Annotated in this window: 15 protein-coding genes; 4 read left to right on the plus strand and 11 right to left on the minus strand. The window is 62.6% G+C overall.

Annotation, left to right across the window (positions count from 1 at the left end):
* Positions 1 to 11: 11 nt before the first annotated feature.
* From PTT45_RS17180 to PTT45_RS17200, 5 genes are all read right to left on the minus strand, one after another.
* A complete protein-coding gene (locus PTT45_RS17180; RefSeq protein ID WP_273814885.1) occupies positions 12 to 581 on the minus strand; it encodes a pilus assembly PilX family protein in 570 nt (189 codons plus the stop codon).
* Positions 578 to 1,327 carry a PilW family protein gene (locus PTT45_RS17185; RefSeq protein ID WP_273814887.1) on the minus strand — a complete coding sequence of 250 codons (750 nt, stop codon included), beginning with the start codon at positions 1,325 to 1,327 and terminating at the stop codon, positions 578 to 580. The genes PTT45_RS17180 and PTT45_RS17185 overlap by 4 nt, the downstream gene beginning before the upstream one ends.
* 2 nt (positions 1,328 to 1,329) lie before the next feature.
* Positions 1,330 to 1,842: a type IV pilus modification protein PilV gene (gene pilV, locus PTT45_RS17190; RefSeq protein ID WP_273814888.1), complete on the minus strand. Its 513-nt coding sequence runs from the start codon at positions 1,840 to 1,842 to the stop codon at positions 1,330 to 1,332.
* Positions 1,839 to 2,333: a GspH/FimT family pseudopilin gene (locus tag PTT45_RS17195; protein WP_273814890.1), complete on the minus strand. Its 495-nt coding sequence runs from the start codon at positions 2,331 to 2,333 to the stop codon at positions 1,839 to 1,841. Before PTT45_RS17195 ends, pilV begins: the two co-directional genes overlap by 4 nt.
* A gap of 111 nt (positions 2,334 to 2,444) precedes the next feature.
* Positions 2,445 to 2,951, minus strand: coding sequence for a GspH/FimT family pseudopilin (locus PTT45_RS17200; RefSeq protein WP_273814892.1), 507 nt, complete (start codon positions 2,949 to 2,951; stop codon positions 2,445 to 2,447).
* A gap of 122 nt (positions 2,952 to 3,073) precedes the next feature.
* Here PTT45_RS17200 and thiO point away from each other — a divergent pair, with 122 nt between their 5' ends.
* Complete coding sequence (gene thiO / locus PTT45_RS17205) at positions 3,074 to 4,129, plus strand: glycine oxidase ThiO (RefSeq protein ID WP_443218204.1); 1,056 nt, start codon at positions 3,074 to 3,076, stop codon at positions 4,127 to 4,129.
* 33 nt (positions 4,130 to 4,162) lie between these two features.
* Here the strand turns inward: thiO and PTT45_RS17210 are convergent, their stop codons facing one another.
* From PTT45_RS17210 to PTT45_RS17225, 4 genes are all read right to left on the minus strand, one after another.
* Entirely contained in the window at positions 4,163 to 5,503 is a 1,341-nt protein-coding gene (locus PTT45_RS17210; protein ID WP_273814897.1) for a sigma-54-dependent transcriptional regulator, read from the minus strand.
* Between the two features lie 8 nt (positions 5,504 to 5,511).
* Positions 5,512 to 7,053 (minus strand): sensor histidine kinase, encoded by a 1,542-nt coding sequence (locus tag PTT45_RS17215; protein WP_273815265.1) that lies wholly within the window; start codon positions 7,051 to 7,053, stop codon positions 5,512 to 5,514.
* A 44-nt stretch (positions 7,054 to 7,097) separates the two neighbouring features.
* Positions 7,098 to 7,322, minus strand: coding sequence for a PP0621 family protein (locus PTT45_RS17220; RefSeq protein WP_273814899.1), 225 nt, complete (start codon positions 7,320 to 7,322; stop codon positions 7,098 to 7,100).
* A 167-nt stretch (positions 7,323 to 7,489) separates the two neighbouring features.
* Positions 7,490 to 8,512, minus strand: coding sequence for an outer membrane protein assembly factor BamD (locus tag PTT45_RS17225; protein WP_273814901.1), 1,023 nt, complete (start codon positions 8,510 to 8,512; stop codon positions 7,490 to 7,492).
* Between the two features lie 147 nt (positions 8,513 to 8,659).
* On the opposite strand from PTT45_RS17225, the gene rluD reads away from it, so the two are divergent.
* The 3 genes from rluD to clpB all read left to right on the plus strand — a co-directional run bounded on the left by rluD (position 8,660) and on the right by clpB (position 13,053).
* Complete coding sequence (gene rluD, locus PTT45_RS17230) at positions 8,660 to 9,631, plus strand: 23S rRNA pseudouridine(1911/1915/1917) synthase RluD (protein WP_273814902.1); 972 nt, start codon at positions 8,660 to 8,662, stop codon at positions 9,629 to 9,631.
* Entirely contained in the window at positions 9,615 to 10,349 is a 735-nt protein-coding gene (pgeF, locus tag PTT45_RS17235) for a peptidoglycan editing factor PgeF (protein WP_273814904.1), read from the plus strand. Before rluD ends, pgeF begins: the two co-directional genes overlap by 17 nt.
* Positions 10,350 to 10,488: 139 nt before the next feature.
* Complete coding sequence (gene clpB / locus PTT45_RS17240; RefSeq protein ID WP_273814905.1) at positions 10,489 to 13,053, plus strand: ATP-dependent chaperone ClpB; 2,565 nt, start codon at positions 10,489 to 10,491, stop codon at positions 13,051 to 13,053.
* A gap of 51 nt (positions 13,054 to 13,104) precedes the next feature.
* Here clpB and PTT45_RS17245 read toward each other — a convergent pair whose 3' ends face one another.
* Entirely contained in the window at positions 13,105 to 13,443 is a 339-nt protein-coding gene (locus PTT45_RS17245) for a PilZ domain-containing protein (protein WP_273814908.1), read from the minus strand.
* Positions 13,444 to 15,816 (minus strand): DUF1631 domain-containing protein, encoded by a 2,373-nt coding sequence (locus PTT45_RS17250; protein ID WP_273814910.1) that lies wholly within the window; start codon positions 15,814 to 15,816, stop codon positions 13,444 to 13,446.
* Between the last annotated feature and the right edge of the window lie 272 nt (positions 15,817 to 16,088).

The raw sequence follows: 16,088 nt of genomic DNA on the forward strand, positions 1-16,088 counted from the left end.
TTTATTTACTATTATTCTGCTTGCTGAACAGTGCCTTTCGAGTTATAGGCTACGGTTGAGCGGACTGCGGTTTTGGCATCGCCTTTCGATGCGATGCCATTAATTTCGTAGCGGAAAATTCCAATCCCCAACCCACCCTCTTCCAAGTATTGAGGGTTTTCTGACTCGCCTGTGCCTTTTCCTCCAGGAGCAGGCTGGGCGTACCAATTCGCTGTGGTGGAGAGAGTGGTGCCGTCACTGGGGGAGTAAACTTGCACGTTTGATGTGTCGAGCGCATACGCAGGAACGCGATTTAGCAAGCAAAGCTTGTGTGGTGCAATGTTGGCGCAATCGTCTTTGGGGTCTTGTACGCCTCGTTCTACCGCGCGGCGTTCTCCGTCGCGCACGGCCGCATCTGCGGCATTCAAAAGTTGCCGGCTTTCGATCATGTTGCCAGTTATGCGTGACTCAAGAGTCGCTTCCCTCAGGTTGGCTACTGCGAGGATAGTTATAATAAGTAAGAATACGAGGGCGATGATCAAGCTAACGCCAGACTGCTTGGTTTTAGAACTCCAATGTTGGCTATGAGGCTTTAATTTCATGGCATCACATTCCTCATGCTGGCGCTGTTGGAGAACATTGTATAGAGCTTCTTGTCCGTAGGCTCGTTACCGAACCAGTGCTTGTAGACTGTGCTACTTGCTTCCTTGGTGACCTCTGTGGAGCTGGCGCTCAAGACGGAAAATTGAACAGCGCGTACGTTTTCAGTGTTTGTTGGGCTGCTTGTGTACTTGTCTACAATTTTTTCTTCATTGCTATTAACTCCGTATTCGAAGCGAATAGCAGAGATATTGCTGGCGATGACTTGGTTGTTACAGGTTAGCTGTGGAGTGTTGACTCCGTCGGTCGTGTCAAGGTCTTTAAGGGTGAATATCTCAACTACCGGCTCAGCGTCGCTATAAGGAGTGCTCGGGATGCCGGTAATATCATTGCCGTCACATGTTTTTGCGCCAGTAAAGGCTGGTTGATAGCGAATGCAAAAGGATGTGTCGCTGATTCTTTTGACGATTTGTCCCTTGGTCATGAGTCCACAGTTTGTGTCGGTGATTTGTGGGAATGCATGCTCTAGGGTGTGACTAGGCTGGCGCCTGTAACCGGTCTTTGAAAGCTCCTGCTCGAGAATTAGTATGGAAAAACGGGCATTCTCGATATTGTTACCTTGGCTCTGTTGGAAAAGGTTGTTCTCTCTGTTGTCCAAGTAAACTTGGGTGATTCCAAGGATCAGGAAACTGCTAAGCAGTAGGGCGACCATGACTTCGATCATGGACATGCCGGATTGTTTAGGCATGGTTAAAGTTCCCCGCGTAGACGGAAATGGCAAATGCTTGTGTCTGCATTGGCTTCGGCAGAGTCGTCCAGGCAATTACCGCCGGCTGCTCTCCAGGCTAGTTGTATCTCTATGGCGGAGCCGGCAGCGCAAGACCCAGGTGTGGCGGAGCGGCAAACGTAAAATTCGTCTTTGAGTGCTTCCGCTTCCGGGAGGATCAGGCGAACTTTATTCGCCCAGCAGGTCAATTGCTTCTCTACATCATTTACCTGAATGGCCGTTGATGTGTCGCAGGTGCCTATTTCCGGCAGTTTTTTCATCGAAAAATCGGACAGTGCCGATGGGTTTGCTCGAATTTGCTCAAGCAGCTCATTTGCCAGCATGACCGCATTGTTGCGTTGCGCAGAGTCGCTGGTGTACTGGATTCCACGCCCTTGCATGGCCACTAGACCAAGCATGCCGATTGTCAGGAGTACGAGCGTGACCAAGACTTCAATCAAGGTGAAGCCATTTGGCCTCGAGTTGGTTGTTTTCATGGGTTGCAACTCGCTAAGACTGTTTTGTTATCGCTCTTCAGGCCGCGGGTGTGCAGCCTGCTGCTTCCACTGCGGTCAACGGTCAGTACGAAAGCTGTCGTCAGATCATTGTCTCGGCAGATGGTGATGTTGGCTGTTGTGGCGAGAGAAGAAGTGCCGCTGGAGGTGTAGCTCAGTGCCAAGGGGTTGGGGGCTGACATGATGGTTGCTTGCTCGGAGTTGAAGGTCTCCTGGCGAAGTTGCTGAGTAGCTGTCGATACCGTCCAGACATCACCGGCCCTGCTAACGGTGACGGGGGCTCGGCGAACCACTGCCTCCGACCTGGCGAACTGCAGAAGACTATTGAGCGTTTGAGCCTGGGTTTCGATCTGACTCTTGCGAATCAAAAACGCAAAATTAGGCACCGCAATGGCCAACGCAATGCCCATGAGGACAATCGCTGTCAGTAATTCGATAAGGCTGAATCCTCTCATGCCCTGAGGTCGAGACATGGTGTACTCCTAATAGTCTTCCGCAGGCATAATCCACTGAGCTCAAGCTGGATGTCGCAGTAGCTTGGACGACTGGTATTTCGAGCGGGATGACTGGTTGTCAACCTCGGACTACGGGCACTTCGACGATAGGGCTTGGTTCTCAGCGCGGCTTCCAGCTCTGACGCGGCCTTGTCTGTTGATGATCAATTGCCAGAAGACTGCTCCTGCCTGGCATTGATAAAACCGGCCATTGCTGGCTGGGCTGGTGCCATTGGCAAGAAATCGGATGTTTGCTCCGAAGCCTTGCCAGTCCAACTGCGTGGGTTGGAGTATCTGATGGCGCTCGATGAGGTTATTCGGGCTTTTGCTGAGACGAGTCATCCAGCCTTCATCCCAGTTCGAACTGCACTGCTTGCCATTTTGACTCGCGCAAATTTCTACTGGACGTCGATGTAGGACTGCGTAGGTACGGGCCGCATGCAGCGATGCCTGCAGTCTGTCGCGAAGGGCTTCGCTTTGATTTTTCTGTACTGCAGCACTCAAGCTGGGTAGTGCGATGCCGCATGCAATGGAAATGAGGGCAAGGGTCAGCATCTGTTCAGCCAAGCTGAACGCATGTTGGGAGCGTTTGTGCATGTTATTCGTCCATTTTTTGAAGTGCCGTCCTGGCAGTCACAGGGTTTAGCTTTCGAGTTTTACTTTTGCAAGTTGGAGGAAGAGTGGGGAAGGTTTTGGTTGTGGGGGGCGGCGTAGCCGGGATGCTGACAGCGAGCTTGCTGGCCGCGGAGGGTTGGTCGGTGCAGTTGATCGACCGCCTCGGGTTGGGTAGTGAAGCTTCTTGGGCTGGTGGCGGAATTGTTTCTCCGCTCTATCCGTGGCGTTACGGCGCGGCTGTAAGCGCCCTGTCGAACTGGTCACGTGCCTACTACCCAGCGCTGGGGGCTCGTTTGTATAGAGCTACGGGGGTGGACCCTGAAGTGCGGCAGACAGGCCTCTATTGGCTTGATCTTGAGGATGAGCAGCATGCCTTGGAGTGGTCCGCTCGAGAGGGGGCTTCACTGCATTCGGTAGCCAGGTCGGAGGTGCGGCGGCAGCTACCCCAGGTAGGCGACGGCTTTCAGCATGCGGTGCACATGGCGGACGTCGCTAATGTCAGAAATCCGCGGCTTTTGCAGGCGTTGCGGATGTCATTGGCTGGGAGTCCTAACGTACAAGTGTTGGAACACTGTGCAGTGAGTTCTTTTCTGCTCAAGGAGGAGCAAGTCATTGGAGTGATGACGGAGGCGGGCGCTGTTCAGGCCGATCACGTGGTCCTCGCCGCAGGCGCCTGGAGCGGAGAGTTGCTGGCAACCTTGGGACTAGAGCTCCCCGTCGAACCGGTCAAGGGGCAGATGATTCTGTACAAATGCGCCGAGGATTTCCTGCCGGCGATGGTGTTGGCCAAGGGGCGCTATGCGATCCCGCGCAAGGATGGGCACATCCTGGTGGGCAGTACGCTGGAGCATGTTGGTTTCGACAAGACCCCTACCGAAGAGGCGCTGGCCAGCCTCAAGGCGTCGGCCGAGGAGTTGCTCCCGGCGCTTGCCGATGCCGAGGTGGTCGGGCATTGGGCTGGATTGCGGCCGGGCTCGCCGGAGGGGATTCCCTTTATTGGGGAGGTGCCGCAGTTCCCAGGCTTGTGGCTGAACTGCGGGCATTACCGCAATGGCCTGGTGTTGGCGCCGGCGTCCTGCGAGTTGTTGAAGAACCTGATGCTCGGCGAGACGCCAATCGTTGATCCGGCACCCTACTCGCCAGCAGGGCGTCTGGGTTGAGTTGCTGAGAGGTGGGCGTAGCTCGCCTCAGACTCAGTCGATCCCCAGTTTTTTCAGGCGATAGCGCATGGAGCGGAAGGTCAGACCCAGGCGCTGCGCTGCCGCGGTGCGGTTCCAGCGGGTTTCTTCCAGTGCCTGCATGATCAGCTTGCGCTCGATCTCCTCGAGGTAATCCTCAAGATTGTCGATCTGTGCCAGCGAGGCCTCACCGGCTTCCCCGGCAGGGGCGGCATCGGCCAGGCGCAGGTCGGCGGCCTGGATCTGATCGTTTTCGCACAGGGTGTAGGCGCGCTCGAGCATGTTCTCCAGTTCGCGCACGTTGCCGGGGAAGCGATAGCACTTGAGCTTGTCCAGGGCTTCGCCGCTCAGCCTGGCGGCAGGCAGGCCGCTGCCTTCGGCTAGACGGCGCAGCATGGTTTCGGCCAGTAGCGGGATGTCCTCGCGGCGTTCGCGTAGCGGCGGTACGCGCAGCTCGATGACGTTCAGTCGGTAGAACAGGTCCTGGCGGAAGCGGCCGGCAGCTACTTCCGCAGCCAGGTCCTTGTGGGTGGCGCAGAGGATGCGCACGTCCACCACCACTTCCTGTTGGCCACCGACGGCGCGTATGGCCTTTTCCTGGATGGCGCGCAGCAGCTTGACCTGCATGCTCAGCGGTAGGTCGGCGACCTCGTCGAGGAACAGAGTGCCGCCATTGGCGGCCTGGAATAGGCCCTGCTTGTCCTCGATGGCGCCGGTGAAGCTGCCCTTCTTGTGGCCGAAGAATTCGCTTTCCATCAGCTCGGAGGGGATGGCGCCGCAGTTCACTGGTACGAATGGGCGCTCGATGCGTGGCCCTTGCTCGTGAATCAGGCGGGCCACCAGCTCCTTGCCGCTGCCCGACTCGCCGCTGATGTAGACCGGCGCCTGGCTGCGCGCGAGCTTCTGGATCTGGTTGCGCAGGGACTTCATCGGCGGCGACTCGCCGAGCAGGCGGGTATCCACCGGGCCTTCTTCGGTCTCGCCACTGCGTAGGCGCAGGGCAGTGGCAACCAGCTCGCGCAGGCGGCCGAGGTCGACCGGCTTGGTCAGGAAGTCGAAGGCGCCGGCCTTGAGCGCGTTGATCGCGGTATCAAGGCTGCCGTAGGCGGTGATCATGGCGACCGGTACCTGGGCGTGGCGCTGCTGGATGTGCTGTACCAGGTCGAGGCCGGTGCCGTCGGGCAGGCGCATGTCGGTCAGGCACAGGTCGAAGGGCTCGCGGGCCAGCCACTCGCGGGCTTCCTTGACGTTGCGCGCGCTGCGCGTGTCGAGTTTCATGCGCCCCAGGGTGATCTCGAGGAGTTCGCGGATGTCGGGTTCGTCGTCGACGATCAGGGCTCTCTGCCGGGTGCTCATGATTCAGCTCAGCTCAGCTTGCGTGGGTGGGCGAAGGTGATGCGGAAGCAACTGCCACCGCCCTCGCGGGGTTTGTAGTCGAGACGGGCCTGGTTGCTTTCGCACAGCTCGCGGGAAATATACAGGCCCAGGCCGGTGCCCTTGTTGTCCGTGGTGTAGAAGGGCTCGAAGATGTGCTGCAGCTGCTCGGCTGGTACGCCGGGGCCGTCGTCGAGTATCTCGAGTACCGGCAGGTCGCTCTCCGTGTCACGGTATAGCCTTAGCCAGACTTGCCCCAGCTGATGTACCTGAGCACTGTAGCGCAAGCCGTTCTGCACCAGGTTGGTCAGCACTTGCGTCAGCTGGTGCGGGTCCATGCGGGTCTGCAGGCTGCCGCTGACGGTGTCCAGGTGCAGGCTCTGGTCCAGGCGCGCCGAGTTGCGGAACTCGCTGGCGAAGCGGTGCAGCCAGTAGCGCAGATCAAGCAGCTGCGGCTCGGCCTGGCGGCGGCGCGACAGCTGCAGCACGTTCTCGATCACCATGTTCATGCGTCGCGAATGGTCCTGGATGATCTGCGCCAGGCGGCGGTCCGGCTCTTCCAGTTCCTCGGATTCCTGCAACAGTTGTGCAGCGTGGCTGATCGCGCCCAGCGGGTTGCGAATCTCATGGGCGATGCCGGCGGTCAGGCGCCCCAGGGAAGCCAGCTTCAGCTGCTGAGCCTGCTGGGTGATCTGCGAGATATCGTCGAGGAAGATCAGGGTGTGGCGTTCTTCACCGCGCTGCAGCGGGATGAAGCTCGGTTGCAGCAGCGGGCCGTCGGGTATTGCCTGCAGGCTCTGTGGTCGCAGGGTGGGGTTGTGCTGCCACTGCTGCAGGCGCTGCACCAGCTCCGGGCAGTTTGGGGCGAGCAGCTTGTTCTCCAGCTTGTTGCGGCCGAGCATGCCGAGGGCGCCCTGGTTGGCCAGCAGGACTTTCTGTTGCTTGTCCAGCACCAGGATGCCGGTGCGCATGCGCTGCAGGATCAGCGAGTTGAGGGCCTCCAGGCTGGCAACGTCGACGGCGCGCTGTTCGGCCAGGCTCTCGCTCTGCTGCAGGCGCTTGGTCAGGCCCTGGAGGAAGAGTGCGGCGGCGAAGCACAGTGCGCCTAGCGCGCCAGCCTGAACGAACTGTGCGGCGGACGGGCGTTGCAATCCCAGATAGAACGTCAGCACCAGCATGCCGATGGCCGCGACAGCGGCGATCAGCAGGCCGATGCGTCCGCGCAGCAACATGTTGGCGATGGCTACGGCGATGACCAGCAGGTTGCCGATGCCACTGGGCGTGCCTCCTGCTGAATAGAACAGGGCGCAGAGCATCAGCACGTCGAGCAGGGCCAGGGTGAATACCTGGGCCAGGTGGCGTGGCCGCTGCATCAGTACGGCCACCAGGATGTTGAGGATCAGATAGGCCCAGCTGCCGTAGCGGAATAGCGGGGCGTGGGCCAGCTCCAGTAATTCCTTGTCCAGCTGGCTGGAGATCAGCACCACCAGGGCCAGACCGACAGTCACCCGGTACAGGTGGTACAGACGCATGATGCGCCGGCCGGGTACCTCGTGCAGGGACAGCTGCTCGGCGTTCACTGCTGGTGCTGGTCCAGATGGGCCTGGCTGCAATACCACTGCGCGCCCTGCGGCAGCGCCTTGTTCTGCGGGACGTGCACGCCGCATTGGGCGCAGCGCACCATGGGGGCGGCCTCATGTTCCTGCGCCGCGCTTGGAGTGGGGCGGGCAGGGCGGTTGAAGCGGCGCCACAGCCAGACGGCGGCGGCGATCAGGGCGATCCAGAACAGCAGACGGAACATGATGTGCTCTTCTTGTTGGCAGGCGGGCAGTTTAGCCAAAGAGGCGGGCCGGGCGCAGCCGTTGGCTGTCGTCCTGTGCGGTATTTCCAGCGCCGGTTCCAGGCATGATCAGGCGGAAATGAAAAAGGGAGGCTTGGCGCCTCCCTTTGTTGTATCGCTGGACTGTCTCAGTCGAACAGACCGAAGGTCATGTAGCTGAACCAGGAGCGGTCGCCGGTGTTGCCTTCGGCCTCGCTGCTCAGGTCTTCCTCTGCCGCTTCCTGGTTTTCCGGCAGCAGATCTTCCGGAATCTGCTCCTTGGCATCTTCGTACTGCTTGATCACGTCCTGGCTGGCGCGGGTTTCGCCTGGCGGCAGCGGCGCGTCGGACTCGATCAGGCCGAGTGTGGCCTTGGCCAGCCAGGAGCGGTTGTCCGCTTCCTCTTCAAGCGGCACGAATTGACCATCGACCAGAGTCGGGTGGTCCGGGTAGTTCAGCTTCAGGGTTTCCAGGCTGCTGGCAGCCAGGTCGTTCAGCTCCAGACGCTCGTAGGCCTCGACCATCAGGGCCAGGCCGTCACCCACGGACGGGGTTTCCTGGAAGTTCTCCACCACGTAACGCCCACGGTTGGCGGCGGCGACGTAGGCCTGGCGGGTCAGGTAGTACTGGCCGGCGTGGATCTCGTAGGCGGCCAGCAGGTTGCGCAGATAGATCATGCGCGCCTTGGCGTCCGGGGCGTAGCGGCTGTTGGGGTAGCGGCTGGTGAGCTGGGCGAACTCGTTGTAGGAGTCGCGCGCGGCGCCTGGGTCACGCTTGGTCAGGTCCAGCGGAATGAAGCGGGCGATCAGGCCGCGGTCCTGGTCGAATGCGGCCAGACCCTTGAGGTAGTAGGCGTAGTCGACGTTGGCGTGCTGCGGGTGCAGGCGGATGAAGCGCTCGGCAGCGGACTTGGCAGCCTCGGGCTCGACGTTCTTGTAGTAGGCGTAGATCAGCTCGAGCTGGGACTGCTCGGCATAGCGGCCGAACGGATAGCGCGACTCCAGGGCCTTCAGCTTGGCAACGGCGTTGGTATAGCTGTTGTTGTTGAGGTCTTCCTGGGCCTGCTGGTAGAGCTCGGTCTCGCTCAGGTTCTCGTCCACTTCCGGCTTGTTGGAGGAGCACGCGGTAACGAAGGCGAGGGTGGCGATCAGCAGCAGGTGTTTCACTTGCATGGTGGCTTGCGTCCCTGTGACGGCGGCTGTCTAGGCCTCGACCGTCCTGTTATGATGGGCGCCCCGGAAAACGCCGGGACAAAGACGCCGTATTTAACCACAGCGTGCCGCCGAAACCAAAAGCCGCACCGCCCTCCGCAGCAGCCCATGTCCGAAGATTCCGATCAGCTCATCCAACTCACCGCCGAAGTGCCTTCCGACCTCGGTGGCCAGCGCCTCGACCAGGTCGCCGCCCAGCTGTTCGACGAGTACTCGCGCTCGCGCCTGTCCGGCTGGATCAAGGACGGTCGTCTGACCGTCGATGGCTCTGTCATTCGCCCGCGTGACATCGTCCACAGCGGTGCCGTGCTCAGCCTGGAGGCCGAGCAGGAGGCCCAGGGCGAGTGGGTGGCGCAGGACATCCCGCTGAACATCGTCTACGAGGACGAGCACATCCTGGTGATCGACAAGCCCGCCGGGCTGGTCGTGCATCCGGCGGCCGGGCATGCCGATGGCACACTGCTCAACGCCCTGCTGCACCACGTGCCGGATATCATTAATGTGCCGCGCGCCGGTATCGTCCATCGTCTGGACAAGGACACCACCGGCCTGATGGTGGTGGCCAAGACCCTGCAGGCGCAGACCAAGCTGGTCGACCAGTTGCAGAAACGCACCGTCAGCCGCATCTATGAATGCATCTGCATCGGCGTGATCACCTCCGGCGCCACCATCGACGCACCGATCGGCCGCAGCTCGGCCAACCGCCAGCGCATGGCGGTGATCGACGGCGGCAAGCCGGCCGTGACCCACTACCGGGTGCTGGAGCGGTTCCGCTCGCACACCCACGTGCGGGTCAAGCTGGAGACCGGCCGTACTCACCAGATCCGTGTGCACATGACCCACGCCGGCTACCCGCTGGTGGGCGATCCGCTGTATGCCGGGCGCTTCCGCATTCCGCCGGCGGCCAGCCCGACCCTGGTGCAGACCCTCAAGGAGTTCCCGCGTCAGGCGCTGCATGCACGCTTCCTCGAGCTGGAACACCCGGCCACCGGGCAGCGCATGAAATGGGTTTCGCCGCTGCCCGAAGATCTGGTGTGGATGCTCTCGCTGCTGCGCCAGGACAATGAGTCCTTCGTCTGATTGGCTGCAGCCGGACTGGCCGGCGCCGGCCAATGTCCGTACCTGCATCACCACCCGCGCCGCCGGGGTCAGCCTGTCGCCCTTCGACAGCCTGAATCTCGGCGACCATGTCGAGGACGATCCCGCCGCTGTCGCCGCGAATCGCCAACGCCTGGTCGAGCGCCTCGCCTGCCAGCCTGCCTGGTTGAAACAGGTGCACAGCCCCGATGTGGTCGCGGCCGATCCGGCCTCGGTGCCGATCGCCGACGCCAGCTGGACGGCTACGCCGGGCATCGCCTGCGCGGTGCTCACCGCCGATTGCCTGCCCGCACTGTTCTGTGACCGCGCCGGCACCCGCGTGGCCGCCGCCCATGCCGGCTGGCGTGGTCTGGCGGCAGGCGTGCTGGAAAACACCGTCGCGGCGCTGGGCGTCGAGCCCGGCGAGCTGCTGGTTTGGCTGGGGCCAGCCATCGGCCCCGATTCCTTCGAGGTCGGCCCCGAGGTGCGCGAGGCCTTCCTGGCTCGGCATGCGCAGGCCGAGCAGGCCTTCAGTGCGAGTCGCAACGCCGGCAAGTTCATGGCCGATATCTATGCCCTGGCGCGCATCCGCCTGGCCGCCATCGGCGTCACCGCCGTGCATGGCGGCGGCCTGGATACCTTCACTGATCCGCGCTTCTTCTCCTACCGCCGCGCCGCGCGCACCGGGCGTTTCGCCTCGTTGGTCTGGCTGGCCGACTGACCCGCATCAACTCACTGATGCTTGAATCGGTGAAAACTGTCCTTATCTAGAGAGCATCCTCGTTTAGAGAGCCATTGCGGGCTTCACTATCGGGAGCAGTTCAGCGCTCCGACCCGCTCATCGAAGGAAGGACATATTCATGCGAATAGACCGTTTAACCAGCAAGCTTCAGCTTGCCCTGTCCGATGCCCAATCCGTCGCCGTGGGCCTGGACCATTCCGCCATCGAGCCGCTGCACCTGATGCAAGCCCTGCTGGAGCAGCAGGGCGGCTCGATCAAGCCGCTGCTGATGCAGGTGGGCTTCGACATCAACAGCCTGCGCCAGGCCCTGTCCAAGGAGCTGGACGGCCTGCCCAAGCTGCAGAACCCTACCGGCGACGTGAACCTGTCGCAGGACCTGGCGCGCCTGCTCAACCAGGCCGACCGCCTGGCCCAGCAGAAGGGTGACCAGTTCATCTCCAGCGAGCTGGTGCTGCTCGCCGCCATGGACGAAAACACTCGCCTGGGCAAGCTGCTGCTCGGCCAGGGCGTATCGAAGAAGGCGCTGGAAAACGCCGTGGCCAACCTGCGCGGCGGCCAGGCGGTGAATGACCCCAATATCGAGGAGTCGCGCCAGGCGCTGGACAAATACTGCGTCGACCTGACCAAGCGCGCTGAGGACGGCAAGCTCGACCCGGTGATCGGTCGCGACGACGAGATCCGCCGCACCATCCAGGTGTTGCAGCGTCGAACCAAGAACAACCCGGTGCTGATCGGCGAGCCTGGCGTGGGCAAGACCGCCATCGCCGAGGGCCTGGCCCAGCGTATCGTCAACGGCGAAGTGCCGGACGGGCTCAAGGACAAGCGCCTGCTGTCGCTGGACATGGGCTCGCTGATCGCCGGCGCCAAGTTCCGAGGCGAGTTCGAGGAGCGCCTGAAGGCAGTGCTCAACGAGCTGGGCAAGCAGGAAGGCCGTATCATCCTGTTCATCGACGAACTGCATACCATGGTCGGTGCCGGCAAGGCCGAGGGCGCGATGGACGCCGGCAACATGCTCAAGCCGGCCCTGGCCCGCGGCGAGCTGCACTGCGTTGGCGCCACCACCCTGGACGAATACCGCCAGTTCATCGAGAAGGACGCCGCCCTGGAGCGCCGCTTTCAGAAGGTGCTGGTGGACGAGCCGTCCGAGGAAGACACCATTGCTATCCTGCGCGGCCTCAAGGAGCGCTACGAGGTGCACCACGGTGTGACCATCACCGACGGCGCGATCATCGCCGCGGCCAAGCTGTCGCACCGCTACATCACCGACCGCCAGCTACCGGACAAGGCCATCGACCTGATCGACGAGGCCGGCAGTCGCATCCGCATGGAGATCGACTCCAAGCCGGAGGAGCTGGATCGCCTGGATCGCCGCCTGATCCAGCTGAAGATCGAGCGCGAGGCGCTGAAGAAGGAAGACGACGAGGCGACTCGCAAGCGTCTGGAGAAGCTCGAGGACGACATCGCCAAGCTGGAGCTGGAATACGCCGACCTGGAAGACATCTGGAAGTCGGAGAAGGCCGAGGTGCAAGGCTCGGCGCAGATCCAGCAGAAGATCGAGCAGGCCAAGGTCGACCTCGAGGCCGCGCGGCGCAAGAGCGACCTGCAGCGCATGGCCGAGCTGCAGTACGGGGTGATCCCGGACCTGGAGCGCAGCCTGCAGATGGTCGACCAGCACGGTAAGAGCGAGAACCAGCTGCTGCGCAACAAGGTGACCGACGAGGAGATCGCCGAGGTGGTCTCCAAGTGGACCGGCATCCCGGTGGCCAAGATGCTCGAGGGCGAGCGCGAGAAGCTGCTGCGCATGGAAGACGAGCTGCACAAGCGTGTCATCGGCCAGCACGAGGCAGTGGTGGCGGTGGCCAATGCCGTGCGTCGTTCGCGCGCCGGCCTGGCCGATCCGAATCGCCCCAGCGGCTCGTTCCTCTTCCTCGGCCCGACCGGGGTGGGCAAGACCGAGCTGTGCAAGGCGCTGGCCGAGTTCCTCTTCGATACCGAAGACGCCATGGTGCGCATCGACATGTCCGAGTTCATGGAGAAGCACTCGGTGGCCCGCCTGATCGGTGCGCCGCCGGGCTATGTCGGCTACGAGGAGGGCGGCTACCTGACCGAGGCGATCCGTCGCAAACCCTACTCGGTGGTGCTGCTGGACGAGGTGGAGAAGGCCCATCCGGACGTGTTCAACGTGCTGCTGCAGGTGCTGGAAGACGGCCGCCTGACCGACAGCCAGGGCCGCACCGTGGACTTCCGCAATGCGGTGGTGGTGATGACCTCGAACCTAGGTTCGACGCAGATCCAGGAGCTGGTCGGCGATCGCGAGGCGCAGCGTGCGGCGGTGATGGATGCGGTGAGCAGCCACTTCCGTCCCGAGTTCATCAACCGTATCGACGAGGTGGTGGTGTTCGAGCCGCTCGGCCGCGAGCAGATCGCCGGCATCGCCGAGATCCAGATGGCGCGTCTGCGTCAGCGCTTGGCCGAGCGCGACCTGAGCCTGGAGCTGTCAGCCGAGGCGCTGGACAAGCTGGTGGCGGTTGGCTTCGATCCGGTATACGGCGCGCGGCCGCTCAAACGGGCGATCCAGCGCTGGATCGAGAACCCGCTGGCGCAGCAGATCCTCGCCGGTACCTTCCTGCCCGGCATGGCCATCCAGGCGCGGGTCGAGGGCGAGGAGATCGTCTTCGCCTGAGGCTGAGATGGTGGACGAAAAAAGCCCCGGCAGATGCCGGGGCTTTTTTGTTCAGGCTTCCAGCTGGCGCAGCAGCAGGGCTAGCGGGGCGACCTGGTCATCGGCCAGGTCGATGATCTGGAACCCGCACCAGCCACTGTGCCCGGCCTCGCCGGCGCGGCTCCACAGGCAGTCGGCGCCCGCGCGGATTTCGTGGATATCATCTAGGGGCTGGTCCAGTACCAGGCGACACTCCCAGACCGAGTCGGCCTCGGGGGGATTGTCACTGATCAGCATGAAGCCCTCTTCCGAGAGGTCGACCACGCGGCCTAGGCGGCGACCGCTATGCAGGTCGAGTACATCGATGCCCAGTTGCGTGGTGTGGCGGCTGTGCTGGCGACGGTCGTCCATTCAAGCTCCTTGTCCGACTTCGGTGGCGCGCCCGGTGAAGCGCTGCAAGACCCGGTAGATGGCGCCCAGGGCGCGGTCCACCAGTGGCGCATTGCGCTCTGGTGTGACAATGCGCGCCAGGCCCTGTTCCATTTCGTTGGCCAGCTGGCGTATTGGCTTGACCGCCACGCGCTGGCCGCTGTGATCGACGAACATGTAGTTGTGGGTGGTCGGGCTGAACCAGGACAGCTTGAGCATGACGCTGCCCGTGCCCTGCACGAACTCGAACCAGGTGCCGAACTCCAGTTGCTGCAGCTCACGGATCAGCGCCTGTGCGCGTGGCGAGGGTGGTGGAGTGTCGGCCTTCACTGGCTGGGCCAGCGCGGCGTCCTCGCCGAGCATGGCGCCGAGCGGGCTTTCCTGCAGCTGGGTTTTGATCTGCGCGGCCAGTTGCGGCTGCTGATTCTGAACCGCGTGCTGGCAGGCGACGATGTCCTGCAGCAGGCGGCGGATGCCGTCTTCGTGATAGCCGCCGAGCAGCTCCAGGCCCTTGCGCAGTTCATCGAGCAGCGGCACGCGCAGGCTCTGCAGGCGGGTGCGGCCGTCGGCATCCAACGGCGAGCCGCTCCAGGCCAGTTGCTCCGCCACTTCGCCAGCGCGTTGCCATTCGGCGCTGCGCTCGCCGTGACGCAGCAGGATGAAGACCAGCACGTCGGCCCAAGTCAGTTCGAGGAAGTTGTGGATCACGCTGGGCAGCTGGCGGTTGCGCAGCACGCCCTGAATCACGTCGACCGCCTGTTGGCGCGCGCCGAGCAGGCGGTCGCGGCCCTTGGCCGCTTCCACTGCACGCTTCTCGCGCAGTTCGACCTTGTGCCGCAGGGTGGCGACGAACTCGTTGAACTCTTCGAGCAGGTTGTCGAACAGCTGCAGGTCGCCGTTGAAGCCATTAATCACCCGCTCCACGACCCAGTGGATCTTCGCCACCAGGCCACGCTCGTCGCCTTCGCCACCATAGAGCACACCGGCCTGGGCCATGCTGTTGAGCAGGCGGCGCGCTGGGTGGTGGTGCTGGGTGAACAGGGCCTTGTCCTGCAGCGCCACCTTCAAGTACGGCGTGTGCAGGTGGGAGAGGGCAGTCTTGCAGGTGTGCGGCAGGTTTTCATCATCGAGGATGAAGTCGAACAGCATGCCGACCAGGTCGATCACATCGGCCTCCTGATCGGCCAGCTTCTGCTGGCCGGGCAGGCTGCTGTGGGTGTCGAGTTGCTGCTGCAGGCTGACCTTGAGTTCTTCTACCGGCTGCGGCCCCTGCAGGCGCTGGCTCAGGGTGCTGGCGGACTGCTGTTGCAGGCGGGTCAGCGCCTCCAGCAGTTCGCCGGCGCTGTAGGTGCTGGTAGCTGTGCGCGGGGCGAAGCTAGCGATACTGCGGGCGCCACCGGGCAACGGGGCGTCGATGTCCTGCTGGCGCCGCTCGCCGAGCAGTGCGGCCAGGCCGCCGAGCAGTTGGCCCGGGTCCAGCGGCGGCGGTGCACCGAGATCGGCTGGAGCCTGGATCACCGGTGCCGCCGTGTATGCCGGCTGGGTGCTGCCGGTCGCCGAGCTGCTGGCGGGTGCCGCCGGTGAGGTGCCGGGCTGGGCTGCGGTGGTCGGTGCAGGCTCCGCCGGTTTCGCCGGCGCTGTGGTGTTGGCCGAACGCTGCGCCGTGAACTTGAGGTTGGGCAGGATGCCGGCGTTGATCAGGCGCTGGTTGAGCATCTCGTAGAGGGTGTCCAGGCCCTGCATCACGTGACGATCGAAGAGCATGTAGAGGATCACCTTGATCCGCAGTGGCAGCGGATGGGGCGTCAGCGCTTCGCGGAAGGCTTCGGCCAGGGCCTGGGGGCCGAAAGGGTTGGTGTCCTCGACCAGCTTCTGGCCATTGTTGAGCAGGGCCAGGCGCTGCTCTAGAAGGAACAGGGTCTGAGCACTGCGCGCCCGGACCTTGCTGACCATATTGGTGATCTGCAGGCTTTCTTCATATTCGTCGTTGTGCACCAGCGCCAGGCTTGCGGTGTCTGCCTCGCTGATCTGGGGGCGCGGCTTGAGCCTGCCCTCCAGAAAGTCGGAGAAGTTCTGCGCGATGCGCTGGTGATAGCTGCGCTCGATCTGCGGCCGCAGCTTGCGCAGATCGCGCATGGCGTCGAAGAACAGCGTCTGGACCTTGTTGTTCTCGGCCTTTTCCGCGCCGTCGAAGAGGGTGTCGTCGACCTGGGCGAACAATCCGGCCAGGTGTTCGGCGAGGTTGTTCATCACCAGCTTGCGGCAGTCCTGCACCAGTGCGCCGAAGCGCGGCTGGATGGCGCGGTTGGCGACGCCCGGTTGTGGGGGAGGAGGTGGCGCGTCCTGTGAACTCATGCGGGATCGTCCTGCTGGCGGAGGGTCGCCGCCGTGTCAAACCAGATACGCAATATCCTAGCCGTTTCCTCGGCGCCAAGGTGCGGCAGCACGCTGTGAATCAAATAAGTCGTTGCCAGGGTTGACATAAATGTTCGGCTACGTAAAATGGCGCGCCTCTGATACGGGAAACGGCGAAAGCCAAACGTAGAAGAGGTTGGAAGTTAGTAGTTCCGCGATAGCTCAGTCGGTAGAGCAAATGACTGTTAATCATTGGGTCCCTGGTTCGAGTC

Origin of the sequence: Pseudomonas sp. Gutcm_11s (assembly GCF_028649395.1) — a bacterium.
Taxonomy (GTDB): domain Bacteria; phylum Pseudomonadota; class Gammaproteobacteria; order Pseudomonadales; family Pseudomonadaceae; genus Aquipseudomonas.